The sequence below is a fragment of the Streptomyces sp. CB00316 genome (genome assembly GCF_001905595.1).
In the GTDB taxonomy this organism is placed as follows: Bacteria; Actinomycetota; Actinomycetes; order Streptomycetales; family Streptomycetaceae; genus Streptomyces.
In genome coordinates this window covers 344692-360798 of the sequence record NZ_LIXI01000003.1, presented here as the reverse complement: position 1 = coordinate 360798, position 16107 = coordinate 344692, and the positions used below count along the sequence as shown (strand labels likewise).

The following is a 16107-nucleotide window of genomic DNA, read 5'->3' as shown; positions in this document are numbered from 1 at the left end:
TGCCAGCAGTCCGCGCAGCAACTCGCCGCTCTCCCCCGCCGTGACGGCGGCGCGGTGCTCCAGACCGGCCCGGGAGGTGGCCAGGGAGAAGGCGAGGTCCGCGAGAGCGGTGTCCGGGCGTTCCTCGACGAGGGTGAGCAGCCGCCCCGCCTGGGCGCGCAGCGCGGCCTCGCTCCTGGCGGAGACCACCAGAGGGACGACCCCGTCGCGGGAGGCCGGCGCCTCGGCGGGCTCCTCGGCGGGAGCCTCTTCGAGGATGGTGTGCACGTTGGTGCCGCTGAGACCGAACGAGGAGACGGCGGCGCGGCGCGGCCGGCCGGTGTCGGGCCAGTCGGTCCGCTCGGTCAGCAGGTCGATGGCCCCGGAGGACCAGTCCACGTGCGAGGAGGGGGTGTCGACGTGCAGGGTCTTCGGTACGACCCCTTCGCGCAGGGCGTGCACCAGCTTGATCACGCTGGCGACGCCGGAGGCCATCTGGGTGTGGCCGATGTTGCTCTTCACCGATCCGAGGAGCAGGGGGCGTTCGGCGTCCCGGTCCTGCCCGTAGGCGGTGAGCAGGGCCTGTGCCTCGATGGGGTCGCCCAGGGCGGTGCCGGTGCCGTGGCCCTCGATGACGTCGACCTCGCGCGCCTCGACTCCGGCGTTGGCCAGGGCCTGGCGGATGACGCGCTGCTGGGAGGGGCCGTTGGGGGCGGTGAGGCCGTTGGACGCGCCGTCCTGGTTGACTGCGGAGCCGCGGACGACGGCGAGCACGGTGTGGCCGTTGCGGCGGGCGTCGGAGAGGCGCTCCAGCAGGACGAGCCCGACGCCCTCGGCGAGGGTCATCCCGTCGGCGCCGTCGGCGTACGCCTTGCAGCGGCCGTCGGCGGCCAGCGCGCGCTGCCGGCTGAAGCCTACGAAGGCGCTCGGGGTGGACATGATGCTGACGCCGCCGGCGAGGGCTAGGGAGCTCTCGCCCTCGCGCAGGGACTGACAGGCCAGGTGCAGGGCTACCAGCGACGACGAGCAGGCGGTGTCGAGGGTGACGGCCGGTCCCTCGAAGCCGAAGAGGTAGTTGACCCGCCCGGAGAGCACGCTGGAGAGCGTGCCGGTGATCATGTGGCCCTCGGAGCCCTCCGAGGAGTTGGCCACGACGCTGGAGGCGTAGTCCTGGTAGCTGGCTCCGATGAAGGTGCCGGTGAGGCTGGAGCGCTGGGAGACGATGTCGATCCCGGCGTGCTCGAAGGTTTCCCAGGCCGTCTCCAGCAGCAGGCGCTGCTGCGGGTCCATGGACAGGGCCTCGCGCGGGGAGATGCCGAAGAAGCCCGGGTCGAACTCGGCGACGTCCCGCAGGAATCCGCCCTGTACGGAGTAGGTCTTGCCGGACCGGTCCGGGTCGGGGTCGTAGAGCCCTTCGGCGTCCCAGCCCCGGTCCGCCGGGAAGGGGGAGACGGCGTCGACGCCGTCGAGGGCGAGCTTCCACAGCTCTTCCGGCGATGCGACCCCGCCGGGATAGCGGCAGCCCATGCCGACGATGACGATCGGGTCGTCGGCGGCGGCTGTGGCGGAGGCGGTGGCGGTGGCGGCCGTTCCGGCGGTCCGCGCCCCGGCGAGCTCGGTGCGGAGGAACGCGGCCAGGGCGGCCGGGCTCGGGTGGTCGAAGACCATCGTCGTCGGCAGCGTCAGTCCGGTGACCGACGCGAGGCGGTTGCGCAGGGCGACGGCGGTGAGCGAGTCGAAGCCGACGTCGCGGAAGGCACGCTGGTCCGCGAGCGCGTCGGCGTCCGTCAGGCCCAGGACGGCCATCGCCTCGGTACGGACGACCTCCAGCACCGTGCGTTCCTGCTCAGCGGCGGTCAGACCGTGCAGCCGGGCCGTGAACCCGCTCTCCGCCACGGTGCCCGCGGTCTGCTCGGCGGCCTCGGTGAGGGCGCGGACCTCGGCGATCTCGGCGAACAGGTTCGTGGGGCGGCTCGACGTGAAGACGGGGTGGTACGTCTCCCAGTCGACGTCGGCGACCGCGACGGCGGTCTCGTCGTCGTCGAGGGCCCGCTTCAGGCCCGTCAGGGCGAGCTGCGGGTCCATGAACTCCAGGCCGCTGCGGCGGATCGTCCCCGGGTCCACGCGCCCGGCCTTGATGTCGTCGGCCCAGATGCCCCAGGAGAGGGAGGTGGCGCGGAGCCCGCGGGCCCGGCGGTGGGCGGCGAGCGCGGCGAGGTAGGCGTTGCCCGCCACGTAGGCGGCGTGGGCCCCGCTGCCCCACATGCCGGCGGTGGAGGAGTAGAGGACCAGGTCGTCGAGCTCGTCGTCGTCGAGGAGCTCGTCCAGGACGCGGGCACCGGTGACCTTGGCGTCCAGGACGCGGGCGAAGGCGTCCATGGTGGTCTCGGCGAGCGGGTACAGCTCGATAAGCGCGGCGGTGTGCACGACGGTGCGTACCGTGCGCCCCTCGGCCTTGAGCTCCGCGAGGAGCGCGGCGACGGCGTCGCGGTCGGTGATGTCGCAGGCGGCGACCGTGGCCTCGGTGCCGGACTCGCTCAGTTCCGCGACGAGTTCGGCGGCGCCCGGGGCGTCCATGCCCCGGCGGCTGAGCAGCACGAGGTGCTCGGCGCCCCGGTCGGCCAGCCAGCGGGCCAGGTGGGGGGCGAGGGTTCCCGAGCCGCCGGTGATGAGGGTGGTGCCGCGCGGCGTCCAGTCGCGCGCCGGGTGCTGCTCGTCGGCCGACGCGCGGACGATGCGGCGGGTGAAGAGGCCGGAGTCGCGCAGGGCGAGCTGGTCCTCGTCGCCCAGCGCTCCCGACAGCGCGGCGGCGAGCCTGCCCGCCGCCCGCCGGTCGAGCACCGGCGGGAGGTCGACGACTCCGCCCCGGCGCTGCGGGTGTTCCAGCGCGGTGGTCCAGCCGACGCCCGTCACCAGGGCCTGGGCGGGGGACGTGACGTCGTCGGAGCGGCCGGTGGAGACCGCTCCCCGGGTGAGGAACCACAGCGGGGCGTCGGCCCCGGTGTCGCCGAGGGCCTGGACCAGGGAGACGGTGAGTGCGAGGCCGTGGGTCAGGACGGGGGTGTGCTCGTCGGGCTCTTCGGCGGCCGCGAGCACGGAGACGATGCCGGTGAACTCGCCTGCCTCGGCGAGCCGTTCGGCGAGGACCGCGCGGTCCGTGCAGGCCTCGTCCAGGACGAGGCGGGTGACCTCGGCGCCCTGGCCGCTCAGTGCGTCGGCCACCTCGTCGGGGTCGAGGGCTTCCTGGCCGTGACCGTCGGCGGAGACCAGCAGCCAGCTGCCGGTGAGGGGGCGTTGCGGGGTGGCCCCGACCGGATTCCAGGACACCCGGTAGCGCCAGGAGTCGACGGTGGAGCGGTCCTTGCGGTTCCTGCGCCAGGAGGAGAGGGCGGGCAGGACCGCGGCGACGGAGTTCTCGTCCGTGCCCAGGGCCGAGGTCAGGGCGGCGACGTCCTCCTGCTCCACGGCGGTCCAGAACGCGGTGTCGGCCGGGTCGGCAAAGGCCGCGGGGGCGACGGCGGGCGGCAGGGCCCACATCCGCTCGTGTTGGAAGGCGTAGGTGGGCAGGTCGACCCGGCGGGCACCGGTACCCGCGAAGACCCCCGCCCAGTCGACATCGACCCCACGCACGAAGACCTCAGCGGCCGAACGCAGGAAACGCGCCACACTGTCCTGCTCCCGCCGCAGAGTACCGGCCACCACACCCGGCTCCCCGACCCGGTCGATCATGTCCTGCACCGGCATCGTCAACACCGGATGCGAACTCACCTCGACAAACGCCCGATACCCCTCCGCCAGCAAACCCTCGACCGCATCCGCGAACAACACCCGCCCCCGCAGATTACGGAACCAGTAACCACCGTCCATCTCCCGGGTATCCAGCCACCCACCCGTCACCGTCGAGAAGAACGGAACCTCACCCACCCGCGGAACAACCGGCGCCAACACCTCAAGCAGCTCATCACGAAGACGTTCCACCTGCACCGAATGCGACGCGTAATCCACCGCGACCCGCCGGACCCGCACCCCCTCGGCCGTCAGCGCCGCCGACAGCTCATCCAGCGCCTCCGGCTCACCCGACACCACCACCGAACGCGGACCGTTGACCGCAGCCACCGACACCCGCCCCGACCACACCCCCAGACGACCCTCCACCTCCTCCAACGGAAGCGGAACCGACATCATGCCGCCACGACCCGCCAACACCCGGCCGATCGCCCGACTCCGCAACGCCACCACCCGCGCACCATCCTCAAGGGACAACGCACCCGACACCACCGCCGCCGCGATCTCCCCCTGCGAATGCCCCACCACCGCATCCGGCACCACACCACACGAACGCCACACAGCCGCCAACGACACCATCACCGCGAACGACGCCGGCTGCACCACATCCACCCGCTCCAACGACGGAGCACCCTCAACACCACGCAACACATCCACCAACGACCAACCGGTGAACTCACCCAACACCGCCGCACACTCCGCCACACGCTCCGCGAACACCGGCGACTCCTCCAACAGCCGCGCACCCATCCCCACCCACTGCGAACCCTGACCCGGAAACACGAACACCGTCCGCCCCTCCACATCAGCCACACCCCGGGCTGTCACGGATGACGCCGCGTCCGACGCGATCGCCCGGAGGGCGTCGACCGGGTCGGCGCCGTCGTCGGGCACCACGACGGCGCGGTGCTCGAACAGGGCACGCGACGTGACGAGCGAGTAGCCGACATCGAGACGGTTCGGAGCGGGGTCCGCCGGCTCCAGGTGCGTGATCAGCCGGTCCGCCTGCTCGCGCAGTGCCGCGCCGGTCCTGGCCGACAGCACCCACGGCACGACGCCGCCCGCGACGGGGACGGGCTCGACGGCGGGGGTGGGGTCGTCGAACCCGTCGGCGGGGGGAGCCTGCTCGAGCAGGGTGTGGGCGTTGGTGCCGCTGATCCCGAACGACGAGACGGCGGCACGGCGCGGGCGGCCGGTCTCCGGCCAGTCCGCGGGCTCGTGCAGCAGCCGTACGGCGCCGGAGGACCAGTCGATGTGCGGCGAGGGGTTGTCGGCGTGCAGGGTGCGGGGCAGCTTGCCGTGGCGCAGCGCCATCACCATCTTGATGACGCCGGCGACACCCGCGGCGGACTGGGTGTGCCCGATGTTGGACTTCACCGAGCCGAGCAGCAGCGAGCGCTCCGGGTCACGGTCCCGGCCGTACGTGGCGAGCAGGGCCTGCGCCTCGATGGGGTCGCCCAGGGGGGTGCCCGTTCCGTGCGCCTCCACCACGTCGATGTCCGAGGGGGCCAGGCGGGCGTTGGCCAACGCCTGGCGCATCACGCGCTGCTGGGAGGGGCCGTTGGGCGCGGTGAGACCGTTGGACGCGCCGTCCTGGTTGATGGCCGACCCGCGGATGACCGCGAGGACGGGATGGCCGTTGCGCCGGGCGTCGGAAAGCCGCTCGACCAGCAGGATGCCGACGCCCTCGGCGAGGGTCATGCCGTCCGCGTCCTCGGAGAACGCCTTGCAGCGCCCGTCCCGGGCGAGGGCCCGCTGCCGGCTGAACGCGATGAACGGGGCGGGGGTGGTCATGATCGTGGCGCCGCCCGCGACGGCGAGCGTGGACTCGCCGTTGCGCAGGGACTGGCAGGCCAGGTGCAGGGCCACGAGGGACGAGGAGCACGCCGTGTCGACGGTGACCGCGGGGCCTTCGAGTCCCATGACGTAGGAGATGCGGCCGGACAGGACGCTCGGGATGCTGCCGGTGACCATGTGGCCCTCGGCGCCGTCGCCCGCGCCGAGGCCGTAGTCCTGGTAGCTGGAGCCGATGAAGGTGCCGGTGAGACTGCCTCGGACGTCGGCGGGGTCGATCCCGGCACGCTCGAAGGTCTCCCAGGTGGTCTCCAGCAGCAGCCGCTGCTGGGGGTCCATCACCAGTGCCTCGCGCGGGGAGATCCCGAAGAAGGCCGGGTCGAACGCGTCGGCCTCGTGCAGGAAGCCACCCGAGGTGGAGTAGGTCTTTCCCGCACGGTCCGGGTCGGGGTCGAAGAGCGCCTGGGCGTCCCAGCCCCGGTTGACGGGGAAGTCCGTCACCGCGTCCGCGCCGCCGGTGACCAGGTCCCACAGCTGTTCCGGGGTGTCGGCTCCGCCGGGGAAGCGGCAGCCCATGGCGATGATGGCGATGGGTTCGTCGTCCGTGAGGCCGGTGGCGACGGGTCCGGCCACGTCGAGGACGGCGCCGAGGATCTCGGCCCGCAGGTACTGGGCGAGATCCGAGGGGGTCGGGTAGTCGAAGACCATCGTGCTGGGCAGGGTGAGGCCGGTGGTGCCGGAGAGCCGCTTGCGCAGTTCGACGGCGGTCAGGGAGTCGAAGCCGATGTCCCGGAAGGCGCGGCTCTCGGGCACGCTGTCGGGGGAGCTGTGGCCGAGTACCGCGGCGGCCTCGCTCCGTACGAGGTCGGAGAGGAACCGGGTCTGCTCGGACTCGTCGAGGGCGCGTATCCGGGTGACGAACTCGGAGGCGGCGCCGTCCTCTTCCGCAGGGGCGACGGCGTCGCGGACTTCCGGCAGACCGGTGAGCAGGGCGCTGGGCCTGGCCGAGGTGAAGACCGGTGCGTAGCGGTCCCAGTCGACGTCCGCCACGGTGACGGTGGTGTCGCCCCCGACCACGGCGCGGCGCAGCTCGGACATGGCGGGGCCGGGCTCCAGGAAGCCGAGCCCTTGGCGTTCCAGCGCTCCGGAGACCGCCACGTCGGCGGCGGCCATACCCGCCTGTGCCCAGGGGCCCCAGGCGACGCTGGTCGCGGTCAGTCCACGGGCGTGCCGGTGCGCGGCAAGGGCGTCGAGGTAGGCGTTGGCGGCGCCGTAGGCGCCCTGGCCGCCGCTGCCCCAGACGCCGGCGATGGAGCCGAAGAGGACGAAGAGGTCGAGTTCGCGGTCCTCGAGCAGGGCGTCGAGGTGCGCGGCGCCCGCGAGCTTCGCGGAGGTCAGCTCGGCGAACTCGGCCGGGGTGAGCTGGTCCAGGGGCCCGTAGTGGCCGACCCCCGCGGTGTGCACCACACCGGTCAGCGGCAGGTCGTCCGGGACACCGTCGATCACGGCGGCGAGGGCGTCCCGGTCGGCGGAGTCGCAGGCGACGATCTCGACGCGGGCCCCCAGCTCCTCCAGTTCCGCGCGGAGTGCGGCGGCGCCCGGGGCGTCCGCGCCGCGGCGGCTGAGGAGGACGAGGTTCTCGGCGCCGGAGCGGGCCAGCCAGCGGCCGACCTCCGCTCCCAGTCCGCCGGTGCCGCCGGTCACCAGGACGGTGCCCCGGGCGCTGAACTCCCCGGCGGTGGGCAGGGATTCGACGGCGCGGTGGACGAGGCGGCGGCCGAGGACGCCGGAGGCGCGCAGCGCCACCTGGTCCTCGCCGTCGGGGGTGCTCTTCGCGGCGAGGACGCTCGCGAGGCGTTGCCCTGCCCGCTCGTCGAGGCTGCCGGGCAGGTCGACGAGGCCACCCCAGAGGCGGGGGTGCTCCAGGGCCGCGGTACGCCCAAGACCCCAGGCCGCGGCCTGGCCGGGGCGGGTGACGGGGTCGCCCGGCCCGGTGGAGACGGCTCCGCTGGTGGCCGTCCACAGCCGGCCGTGCGAGCCGGTGTCGTGGAGCGCGTGGAGGAGCCCGAGGGTGATGGCGAGGCCCTCGCTGAGGGGCGCGTACGGGCCGGAGGGGCGTTCGTCCAGGGGGAGCAGCGAGAGCACGTTCGCCGAGGTGTCGAAGTCCTCGGTGGCTTCGAGCCGTGCGGCCAGGACCTGCCGGTCGGCGCACGCGGCGTCCAGGGTGACACGGCGGACCCGTGCGCCGTGCGCGCTCAGCGCGGCGGCGGCCTGCTCGGTGAGCGTCCCGGCCTCCTCGGTGGTCGCCTCCCCCGTGACGAGGAGCCAGGTGCCGTCGAGGACCGGCGCGGCCGGCTGGGTGAGCCGCGCCCATTCCACGTCGTAGCGCAACGTGTCGAGCAGGGTCTTCTCCCGGTTGTCCCGGCGCCAGGAGGTGAGCGCGGGGAGCAGGGAGCCGAGGGAGTCGTGCTCCCGCTCCCCCAGTCCGAGTACGGCGGCCAGTTCCTCGGCGTCGCCGCGTTCCACGGCGGCCCACAGCCGCTGGTCGGCCGGGTCGGCGCCCGCCGTCGCGGGGGCCTGGGGAGTCTGCGGCCAGAAGTACGTGTGCTGGAAGGCGTACGTGGGCAGGTCGGCCCGTCGGGCCCCGGTGCCGGCGAAGTAGGCGGACCAGTCCACGGTGACGCCGCGGACGTGGAGGCGGGCCAGGGCGCCGGTGACGGCGAGTTCCTCGCCCCGGTCGGCACGGCAGAGCGGGACGCACTCGGCGTCGTACGTGTCGCCGAGGGTGTCCTGGGCCATCGCGGAGAGCGGCCCGTCGGGGCCGATCTCCAGGAAGGTGGTGGCCCCGGCGTCGCGAAGGGCGTGTACGCAGTCGGCGAAGCGGACCGCGTCGCGGACATGGGCCACCCAGTAGTCCGCGGAGCACACCTGATCGGCGGTGGCCGGGGCGCCTGCGGTGTGGGAGACCAGCGGGATCTGCGGTCGGTGGTAGGTCAGTTGCTCGGCGACGTCGCGGAACGCGTCGAGCATGCCGGCCATGCGGGGCGAGTGGAAGGCATGGCTCACCCGCAGTCGCCGGGTCTTGCGCCCGCGTGCCTGGAAGGCGGCGGCGATGTCCAGGACCGCGTCCTCGTCGCCGGAGACGACCAGGGAGTCCGGACCGTTGACCGCGGCGATGGAGACGGCGTCCTCGCGGCCGGCGAGCAGCGGGGTGACCTCGTCCTCGGCGGCGCGGACGGCGACCATCGCACCGCCCGTGGGCAGCGCCTGCATCAGGCGGGCGCGGGCCGCGACCAGGGTGCACGCGTCGGTGAGCGACAGTATGCCGGCCGCGTGGGCTGCCGCGAGCTCACCGATCGAGTGGCCGGCGACGAAGTCCGGCTTGACGCCCCACGACCGTACGAGACGGAAGAGCGCGACCTCGACCGCGAAGAGGGCGGGCTGGGTCCAGCCGGTCTCGTCCAGCAGGGCCGCCTCGGCCGTGTCCTTCCCGGCGAACAGCACCTCGCGCAGCGGGCGGTCCAGCAGGGGGTCCAGTTCGGCGAACACCTCGTCCAGTGCCTGGGCGAACACCGGGAAACGCTTGTACAGTTCGCGTCCCATCGCGGGCCGCTGGCTGCCCTGGCCGGTGAAGAGCATCGCGGTGCGGCCCCGGTTCACCGCTTCTCCCTCGATCACTCCGGCGTCGGGACGGCCGTCGGCCAGCGCGGTGAGGGAGCGCAGCAGCGCGGTGCGGTCCCCCGCGAGGACTGCGGCGCGCCGGTCGAAGCGGGTGCGTGTGGTGGCGAGCGAGAACGCCGCGTCGGCCGGGTCGAGTCCGGGGTGTGCCTGGACGTGGGCGAGCAGCCGGGCCGCCTGGCCGCGCAGGGCGTCGCGGCTCCTGCCGGAGATCAGCCACGGCACGGTGCCGGCCTCGCGGGAGGGCTCGGCGGTCGTCGGGGCCGTGGTGTCGGGGGCCTGTTCGATGATGGTGTGGACGTTGGTCCCGCTGATCCCGAACGAGGAGACACCGGCCCGGCGGGGTCGGCCGGTCTCGGGCCAGGCGGTCTGCTCGGTCAGGAGCTCCACCGCCCCCTGCGACCAGTCCACATGCGACGACGGAGCGTCGACGTGCAGGGTCTGCGGCAGCACTCCGTGCCGCATCGCCATGATCATCTTGATGACACCCGCGACACCGGCGGCAGCCTGGGTGTGCCCGATGTTGGACTTCACCGAGCCCAGGAGCAGGGGACGCTCCGGATCACGGTCGCGGCCGTAGGCGGCCAGCAACGCCTGTGCCTCGATGGGGTCGCCGAGGGTGGTGCCGGTGCCGTGCGCCTCGACGGCGTCCACATCATCCGGCGTGAGCCCACCACTGGCCAGCGCCTGACGGATCACCCGCTGCTGCGAAGGACCGTTCGGGGCGGTCAGACCGTTGGACGCACCGTCCTGGTTCACCGCCGAACCCCGCACCACCGCCAAGATCTCGTGACCGTTACGAACCGCGTCCGACTGCCGCTCCAGCACCAGCATCCCGACACCCTCCGACCAGCCGACACCATCGGCCGACTCCGAGAACGCCTTGCACCGGCCATCGGCGGAGAGCCCGCGCTGCCGGGCGAAGTCGATGAACACCGACGGGGTGGACATCACGGTGACACCGCCGGCCAGCGCCAGCGAGCACTCACCGCTGCGCAGCGCCTGCATCGCCCAGTGCATCGCCACCAGCGACGACGAACACGCCGTGTCCACCGTCACCGCAGGACCCTCCAGCCCCAGCGTGTACGACACCCGGCCCGAGGCGAGACTCGCGGAACTGCCGCCGCCCCTGAAGCCCTCGAACTCCGGGGCGGCCATCACCGCGCCGTAGTCGCTGTACATCACACCGGTGAACACCCCGGTCGCGCTGCCCTTGAGCGACACCGGGTCCAGGCCGGCCCGCTCCACCGCCTCCCAGGAGGCTTCGAGCAGCAGTCGCTGCTGGGAGTCGGTCGCCAGGGCCTCGCGCGGCGACATTCCGAAGAACTCGGGGTCGAACTCGCCCGCCTCGTGGAGGAATCCGCCCGAGCGGGTGTACGCGGTCCCCGGGTGGTCCGGGTCCGGGTGGTAGAGCGACGCGACGTCCCAGCCGCGGTTCGTCGGGAAGCCGGACACGGCGTCGGCGCCCTCGGTGACCAGCCGCCACAGGTCCTCGGGCGAGGCGACCCCGCCCGGATACCGGCAGCTCATCCCCACGACCACGATCGGGTCGTCGGCCACTGCGGCGGTACGCGGGGCGGTGGGCCTGGCGGCGTCCGTGCCGAGCAGTTCGTCCAGGACGTATCCGGCCAGGCTCCGCACGGTCGGGTAGTCGAAGACCAGGGTCGCGGGCAGCCGCAGCCCGGTCACGGCGTTGAGCCGGTTGCGCAGCTCCACCGCCGTCAGCGAGTCGAAGCCCAGCTCGCGGAAGGCGCGTCCGGCGTCGACGTCCTCGCCGCCGGCGTGGCCCAGTACGAGGGCGACCTGCCCGCGCACGAGGTCGAGGAGCAGGTCGAGGCGTTCCTCCGCGTCCAGCCGGTTCAGTCGCTGGACCAGGTCACCGGCCGTGCCCGAGCCGGCGACGACCGCACGACGCGTGCGCGTGCGGATGAGGGAGCGCAGCAGCGGCGGGACGTCGCCCTGTGCGTGCAGGGCCGGAAGGTCCAGGCGTACGGGGAGGGCGAGCGCCTCCCCGGCGGCCGTGGCCGCGTCGAACAGGGCGACGCCCTGCTCGGCGGCGAGCGCCCGCACACCGGAGCGGGCGTGCCGGTGCGCCTCGGTCCCGGCCAGCGTGCCGGTCATGCCGACGGTGCTGTCCCACGGGCCCCAGGCGAGCGACACACCCGGCAGGCCCTCCGCCCGACGACGCTCCATGAGCGCGTCCAGGAAGGCGTTGCCCGCGGCGTAGTTGCCCTGCCCCGGGCTGCCGATCACTCCGGCCACGGAGGAGAAGGCGACGAAGGCGGTGAGATCCCGGTCGCGGGTCAGCTCGTGCAGGTGCCATGCGGCATCGGCCTTGGGTCGCAGGACCGCGTCCAGTCGCTCCGGGGTCAGCGACGTGACGACGCCGTCGTCCAGCACCCCCGCCGTGTGGATCACGGCCGACACCTCGTGCCGGGACAGCAGCCGCTCCAGGGCGACCCGGTCGGACACGTCGCACCGTCCGACGACGACCTCGGCACCCAGCTCCGTCAGCTCGTCGACCAGCGCTTCGGCACCCTCGGCGCGCAGACCGCTTCGGCTCACCAGCAACAGCCGCCGCACACCGTGCTCGACCACCAGATGCCGCGCCGTCACCGCGCCCAGACCACCCGTACCACCGGTGATCAGCACACTGCCCGCGCCGGCCCAGTCGGGGCCCGACGTGAGGTCGCCGAGGGCTCTGCGGACCAGCCGTGCGGCCCGGACGACGCCGTCGCGCACGATGGTCTGGGGCTCGTCCGTCCCGAGGGCCGCGAGCGGCGTGGGGACGGGCTCCGAGGGGTCCAGGTCCACCAGGGCGAAGGCGCCGGGGTTCTCCGACTGCGCCGAGCGGACGAGGCCCCAGGCGGCAGCCGCCGCGATGTCGTGGCCTCCGACCGCGCCGCGGGTCACGAACACCAGCCGGGAACCGGCGAACCGCTCGTCGGCCGACCAGTCCCGCACCGCGGCCAGGGCACCGGCCGTCAGGGTGTGGGCGGTCCGCGCCGCGTCCACGTCCGGCGCGGCGGGCGTGCCGTCGACCGCGATGAGGACGACGTCCGGCACCGGGTCCCCGCCCTCCGCCAGGGCCGCGAGGTCCGGGTACGTGACGAGGGCGCCCGCGGACTCCAGGCCGAACGGGTCCGGTCCCACCAGTGCGAGGGAGCCGGGAGCGGCCGCCCCCTGCCGTACGGGTACCCAGTCGAGGCCGAACAGGGCGTCGCGGGCGGCGGTGGCCGCGGCGTCGGTCCGCTGGTCGCCGGCCGCGCGCAGCACCAACGACTCCACGGAGGCCACCGGTTCGCCCGAGGTGTCGGCGACGCTGATCGACACGGCGTCCCCGGCGGTCGGCGACAGCCGCACCCGCAGGGCGCCGGCGCCGGTGGCGTGCAGGGTCACGCCTTCCCAGGAGAAGGGCAGTGCGCCGCGGCTCTCCGTGCCGAGTTCGACGAAGGACGTCGCGTGGAGCGCCGCGTCGAGCAGCGCGGGGTGCAGCCCGAAGGAGCCCGCGTCGGCTTCACCGCCCTCGGGCAGCACGACCTCCGCGTACACCTCGCCGTCGCGCTGCCAGGCGGCCCGCAGGCCCTGGAAGGAGGGGCCGTAGGCGAAGCCGTCGTCGGCCAGCCGGTCGTAGACGCCGTCCACGGCCAGCGGCACCGCTCCGGCGGGGGGCCACGCCGTCGCGGCGTCGAACGGGGCGCCCTCCTGCTCGCCCGGCCGCCGGACGGTGAGCACACCGGTGGCGTGCCGCGTCCAGGCGCTCTCGTCGCCGTCCTCCGGCCGTGCGTAGACGTCCACGGTCCGGCGGGCGGAGTCGTCGGGGTTGCCGATCCACATCTGCACCTGGACGCCGCCCTGCTCGGGCAGGACGAGGGGCGCGGCCAGGGTCAGTTCCTCGACGCGGTCGCAGCCGACCTCGTCGCCCGCGCGGATCGCGAGTTCCAGGAAGGCCGTGCCGGGGAGCAGCGTGGTGCCGCGGACGGTGTGGTCGGCCAGCCAGGGGTGGGACCGGAGCGAGAGGCGGCCGGTGAGAAGTGCGCCCTCGGAGTCGGCGAGCGAGACGGCGGCCACGAGCAGCGGGTGGTGCGCCGCGCCGAGCCCGGCGGCCCGCAGATCGGCCGGGCCGGCGTGGGCCCCTGTGCCCTTGGGCCAGTACCGGCGGCGCTGGAACGCGTAGGTCGGCAGGTCGTGGCGGCGCGCTCCGGTGCCGGTGAAGCAGTTCGCCCAGCGCACGGTGACACCGCGCACGTGCAGTCCGGCCAGTGCGGTGATGAGGGTCTGGACCTCGGAACGGTCCCCGCGCAGTGCGGGGAACACCGCGTGGGTGTCGGTGCCCGTCGTCTCCAGGCAGTCCTGGGCCATCGCGGACAGCGCGCTGTCGGGGCCGAGTTCGAGGAAGTCGGTCACACCGTGGGAGGCGAGCCAGTCGACGCCGTCGGCGAAGCGGACCGCCCGCCGGACATGGTCCACCCAGTAGTCCGGGGAGGTGACCTGGGCGACGGTGGCCGGCTCGCCGGTGAGGTTGGACACGAACGGCAGCAGCGGGGCCTGGAGGGCCAGTCCCTCCACCACCGTGCGGAACGCGGCGAGCATCGGCTCCATGAGCGGGGAGTGGAAGGCGTGCGAGACGCGGAGCCGCTTGGTCCTGCGGCCCTCGGCCTCCAGCCGGGCGGCGACGGCGTCGACCGCGTCCCGCTCGCCCGCGAGGACGAGCGCCGATGGCCCGTTCACGGCGGCGACGGACACGGAGTCCTCGTGGCCGGCCAATAGCGGGGCGACCTCGTCCTCGGTGGCTTCCACGGCGGTCATCGCGCCGCCGTCGGGCAGCGCCTGCATGAGCCGCCCGCGGGCGGCGACGAGGGTGGCCGCGTCGTCCAGCGAGAGCACTCCCGCGATGTGGGCGGCGGTGATCTCACCGATCGAGTGGCCGGTCAGGTGGTCCGGCTTGACGCCCCAGGATTCCACCAGGCGGTAGAGCGCGACCTCGACGGCGAACAGTGCGGGCTGGGCGTACTCGGTGCGGTTCAGCGCCTCCGCGTCCTCACCCCAGAGCACGTCGCGCAGCGGGCGGTCCAGCAGCGGGTCGAGGACGGCGCAGGCGGCGTCGAGCGCCTGGGCGAACACGGGGAAGCGCGCGTACAGTTCACGGCCGGCACCGAGGCGCTGGGAGCCCTGGCCGGTGAAGAGGATCGCCAGCTTCCCGTCGCCCTGGGCGACACCGCGCACCTGGCCGGCCGCCTCGCGGCCGTCGGCCAGCGCGGTCAGACCGGCGAGCGCCGCGTCGCGGTCGGCGGCGGTCAGCACCGCGCGGTGCTCGAAGCCGGCGCGCGTGGTGGCCAGGGAGTACGCGGTGTCGAGGACGGTCGCGAAAGGATCGGCCTCCAGGGCCGACACCAGTGCGGCGGCCTGGGCGCGCAGCGCCTCCGGGGTCCGTCCGGACACCAGGAGCGGCACGGGGCCCGTACGGTCGACGGTCGCCGCGCCCCCGTCCTCGTCCTGGCTTTCGCCCTCGGGGGCGGGCGGGGCCTGCTCGATGATGGTGTGGGCGTTGGTTCCGCTGATGCCGAAGGAGGAGACGCCGGCCCGCCTGGGCGCGCCCGTCTCGGGCCACGGGGAGCTCTCCGTGAGGATGCGCACGGCGCCCTGGGACCAGTCGACGTGCGAGGAGGGCTCGTCGGCGAGAAGAGTGCTCGGCAGCACTCCGTGCCGCATGGCCATGACCATCTTGATGACGCCGGCGACACCGGCGGCAGCCTGGGTGTGGCTGATGTTGGACTTGACCGAGCCCAGCAGCAGCGGCCGGTCGGCGTCCCTGCCCTGGCCGTAGGTGGCCAGGAGCGCCTGGGCTTCGACCGGGTCACCGAGGGTGGTGCCGGTGCCGTGCGCCTCGACGGCGTCGACCTCGGCGGCGGAGAGCCGGGAGTTGATCAGCGCCTGCTGGATGACCTCCTGCTGGGAGGGGCCGTTGGGCGCCGTGAGGCCGTTGGACGCGCCGTCCTGGTTGACGGCGGTGCCGCGTACCACCGCGAGGATCTCGTGGCCGTTGCGCCGGGCGTCCGACAGCCGCTCCAGGACGAGGATGCCCACGCCCTCCGCCCAACCGGTCCCGTCGGCGGTGTCCCCGAACGAGCGGCAGCGGCCGTCGGCGGAGAGGCCGCCCTGCCGGCCCATCTCGATGAAGGTGCCGGGGCTCGACATGACGGTGACGCCGCCGGCCAGGGCGAGGGTGCACTCCCCCGCGCGCAGTGCCTGTGTGGCCAGGTGGACGGCGACCAGGGAGGAGGAGCAGGCGGTGTCCACGGTGACGGCGGGGCCGACCGTGCCGAAGGTGTAGGAGATGCGTCCCGACAGGACGCTGCCGGTGTTGCCGGTGAGCTGGAAACCCTCGGCGCCGTCGGCGGGACCGACCCGGTAGTCCTGCGCCATCGCGCCCATGAACACGCCGGTCTGGCTGCCCTTGACCGAGGACGGGTCGATGCCCGCGCGCTCGAAGGCCTCCCAGGCGGATTCGAGGGCGACCCGCTGCTGCGGGTCCATCGCGACGGCCTCGCGGGGCGAGATGCCGAAGAAGTCCGCGTCGAACTCGGGCGCGTCGTGGAGGAAGCCGCCGGACGCGGTGCCGGCCGAGGAGAGCGCTTCGGCGTCCCAGCCCCGGTCGGTGGGGAACCCCGAGATGCCGTTTCCGCCGGCCTCGACCAGTCGCCACAGGTCCTCCGGGCTGCTCACCCCGCCGGGGTAGCGGCAGGTCATGCCGATGATGGCGATCGGCTCCTGCGCCGCCGTCTCCAGCTCGGCGACCCGCTGCCGGGTCCGTCGCAGATCGGCGGTAGCCAGCTTGAGGTAATCCCGGAGCTTCTGTTCGTTGTCCAT

1 protein-coding gene (only partly in view) is annotated in these 16107 nt (G+C 73.8%); it reads right to left on the bottom strand.

Annotation, left to right across the window (positions count from 1 at the left end; translation table 11 throughout):
- Positions 1-16107, bottom strand: the 5' portion of a protein-coding gene (locus AMK21_RS09705) for a type I polyketide synthase (protein ID WP_073876239.1). Its footprint begins 12354 nt before the window's first position; only the first 16107 of its 28461 coding nucleotides appear in the window; its start codon is at positions 16105-16107; its stop codon lies beyond the left edge, outside the window.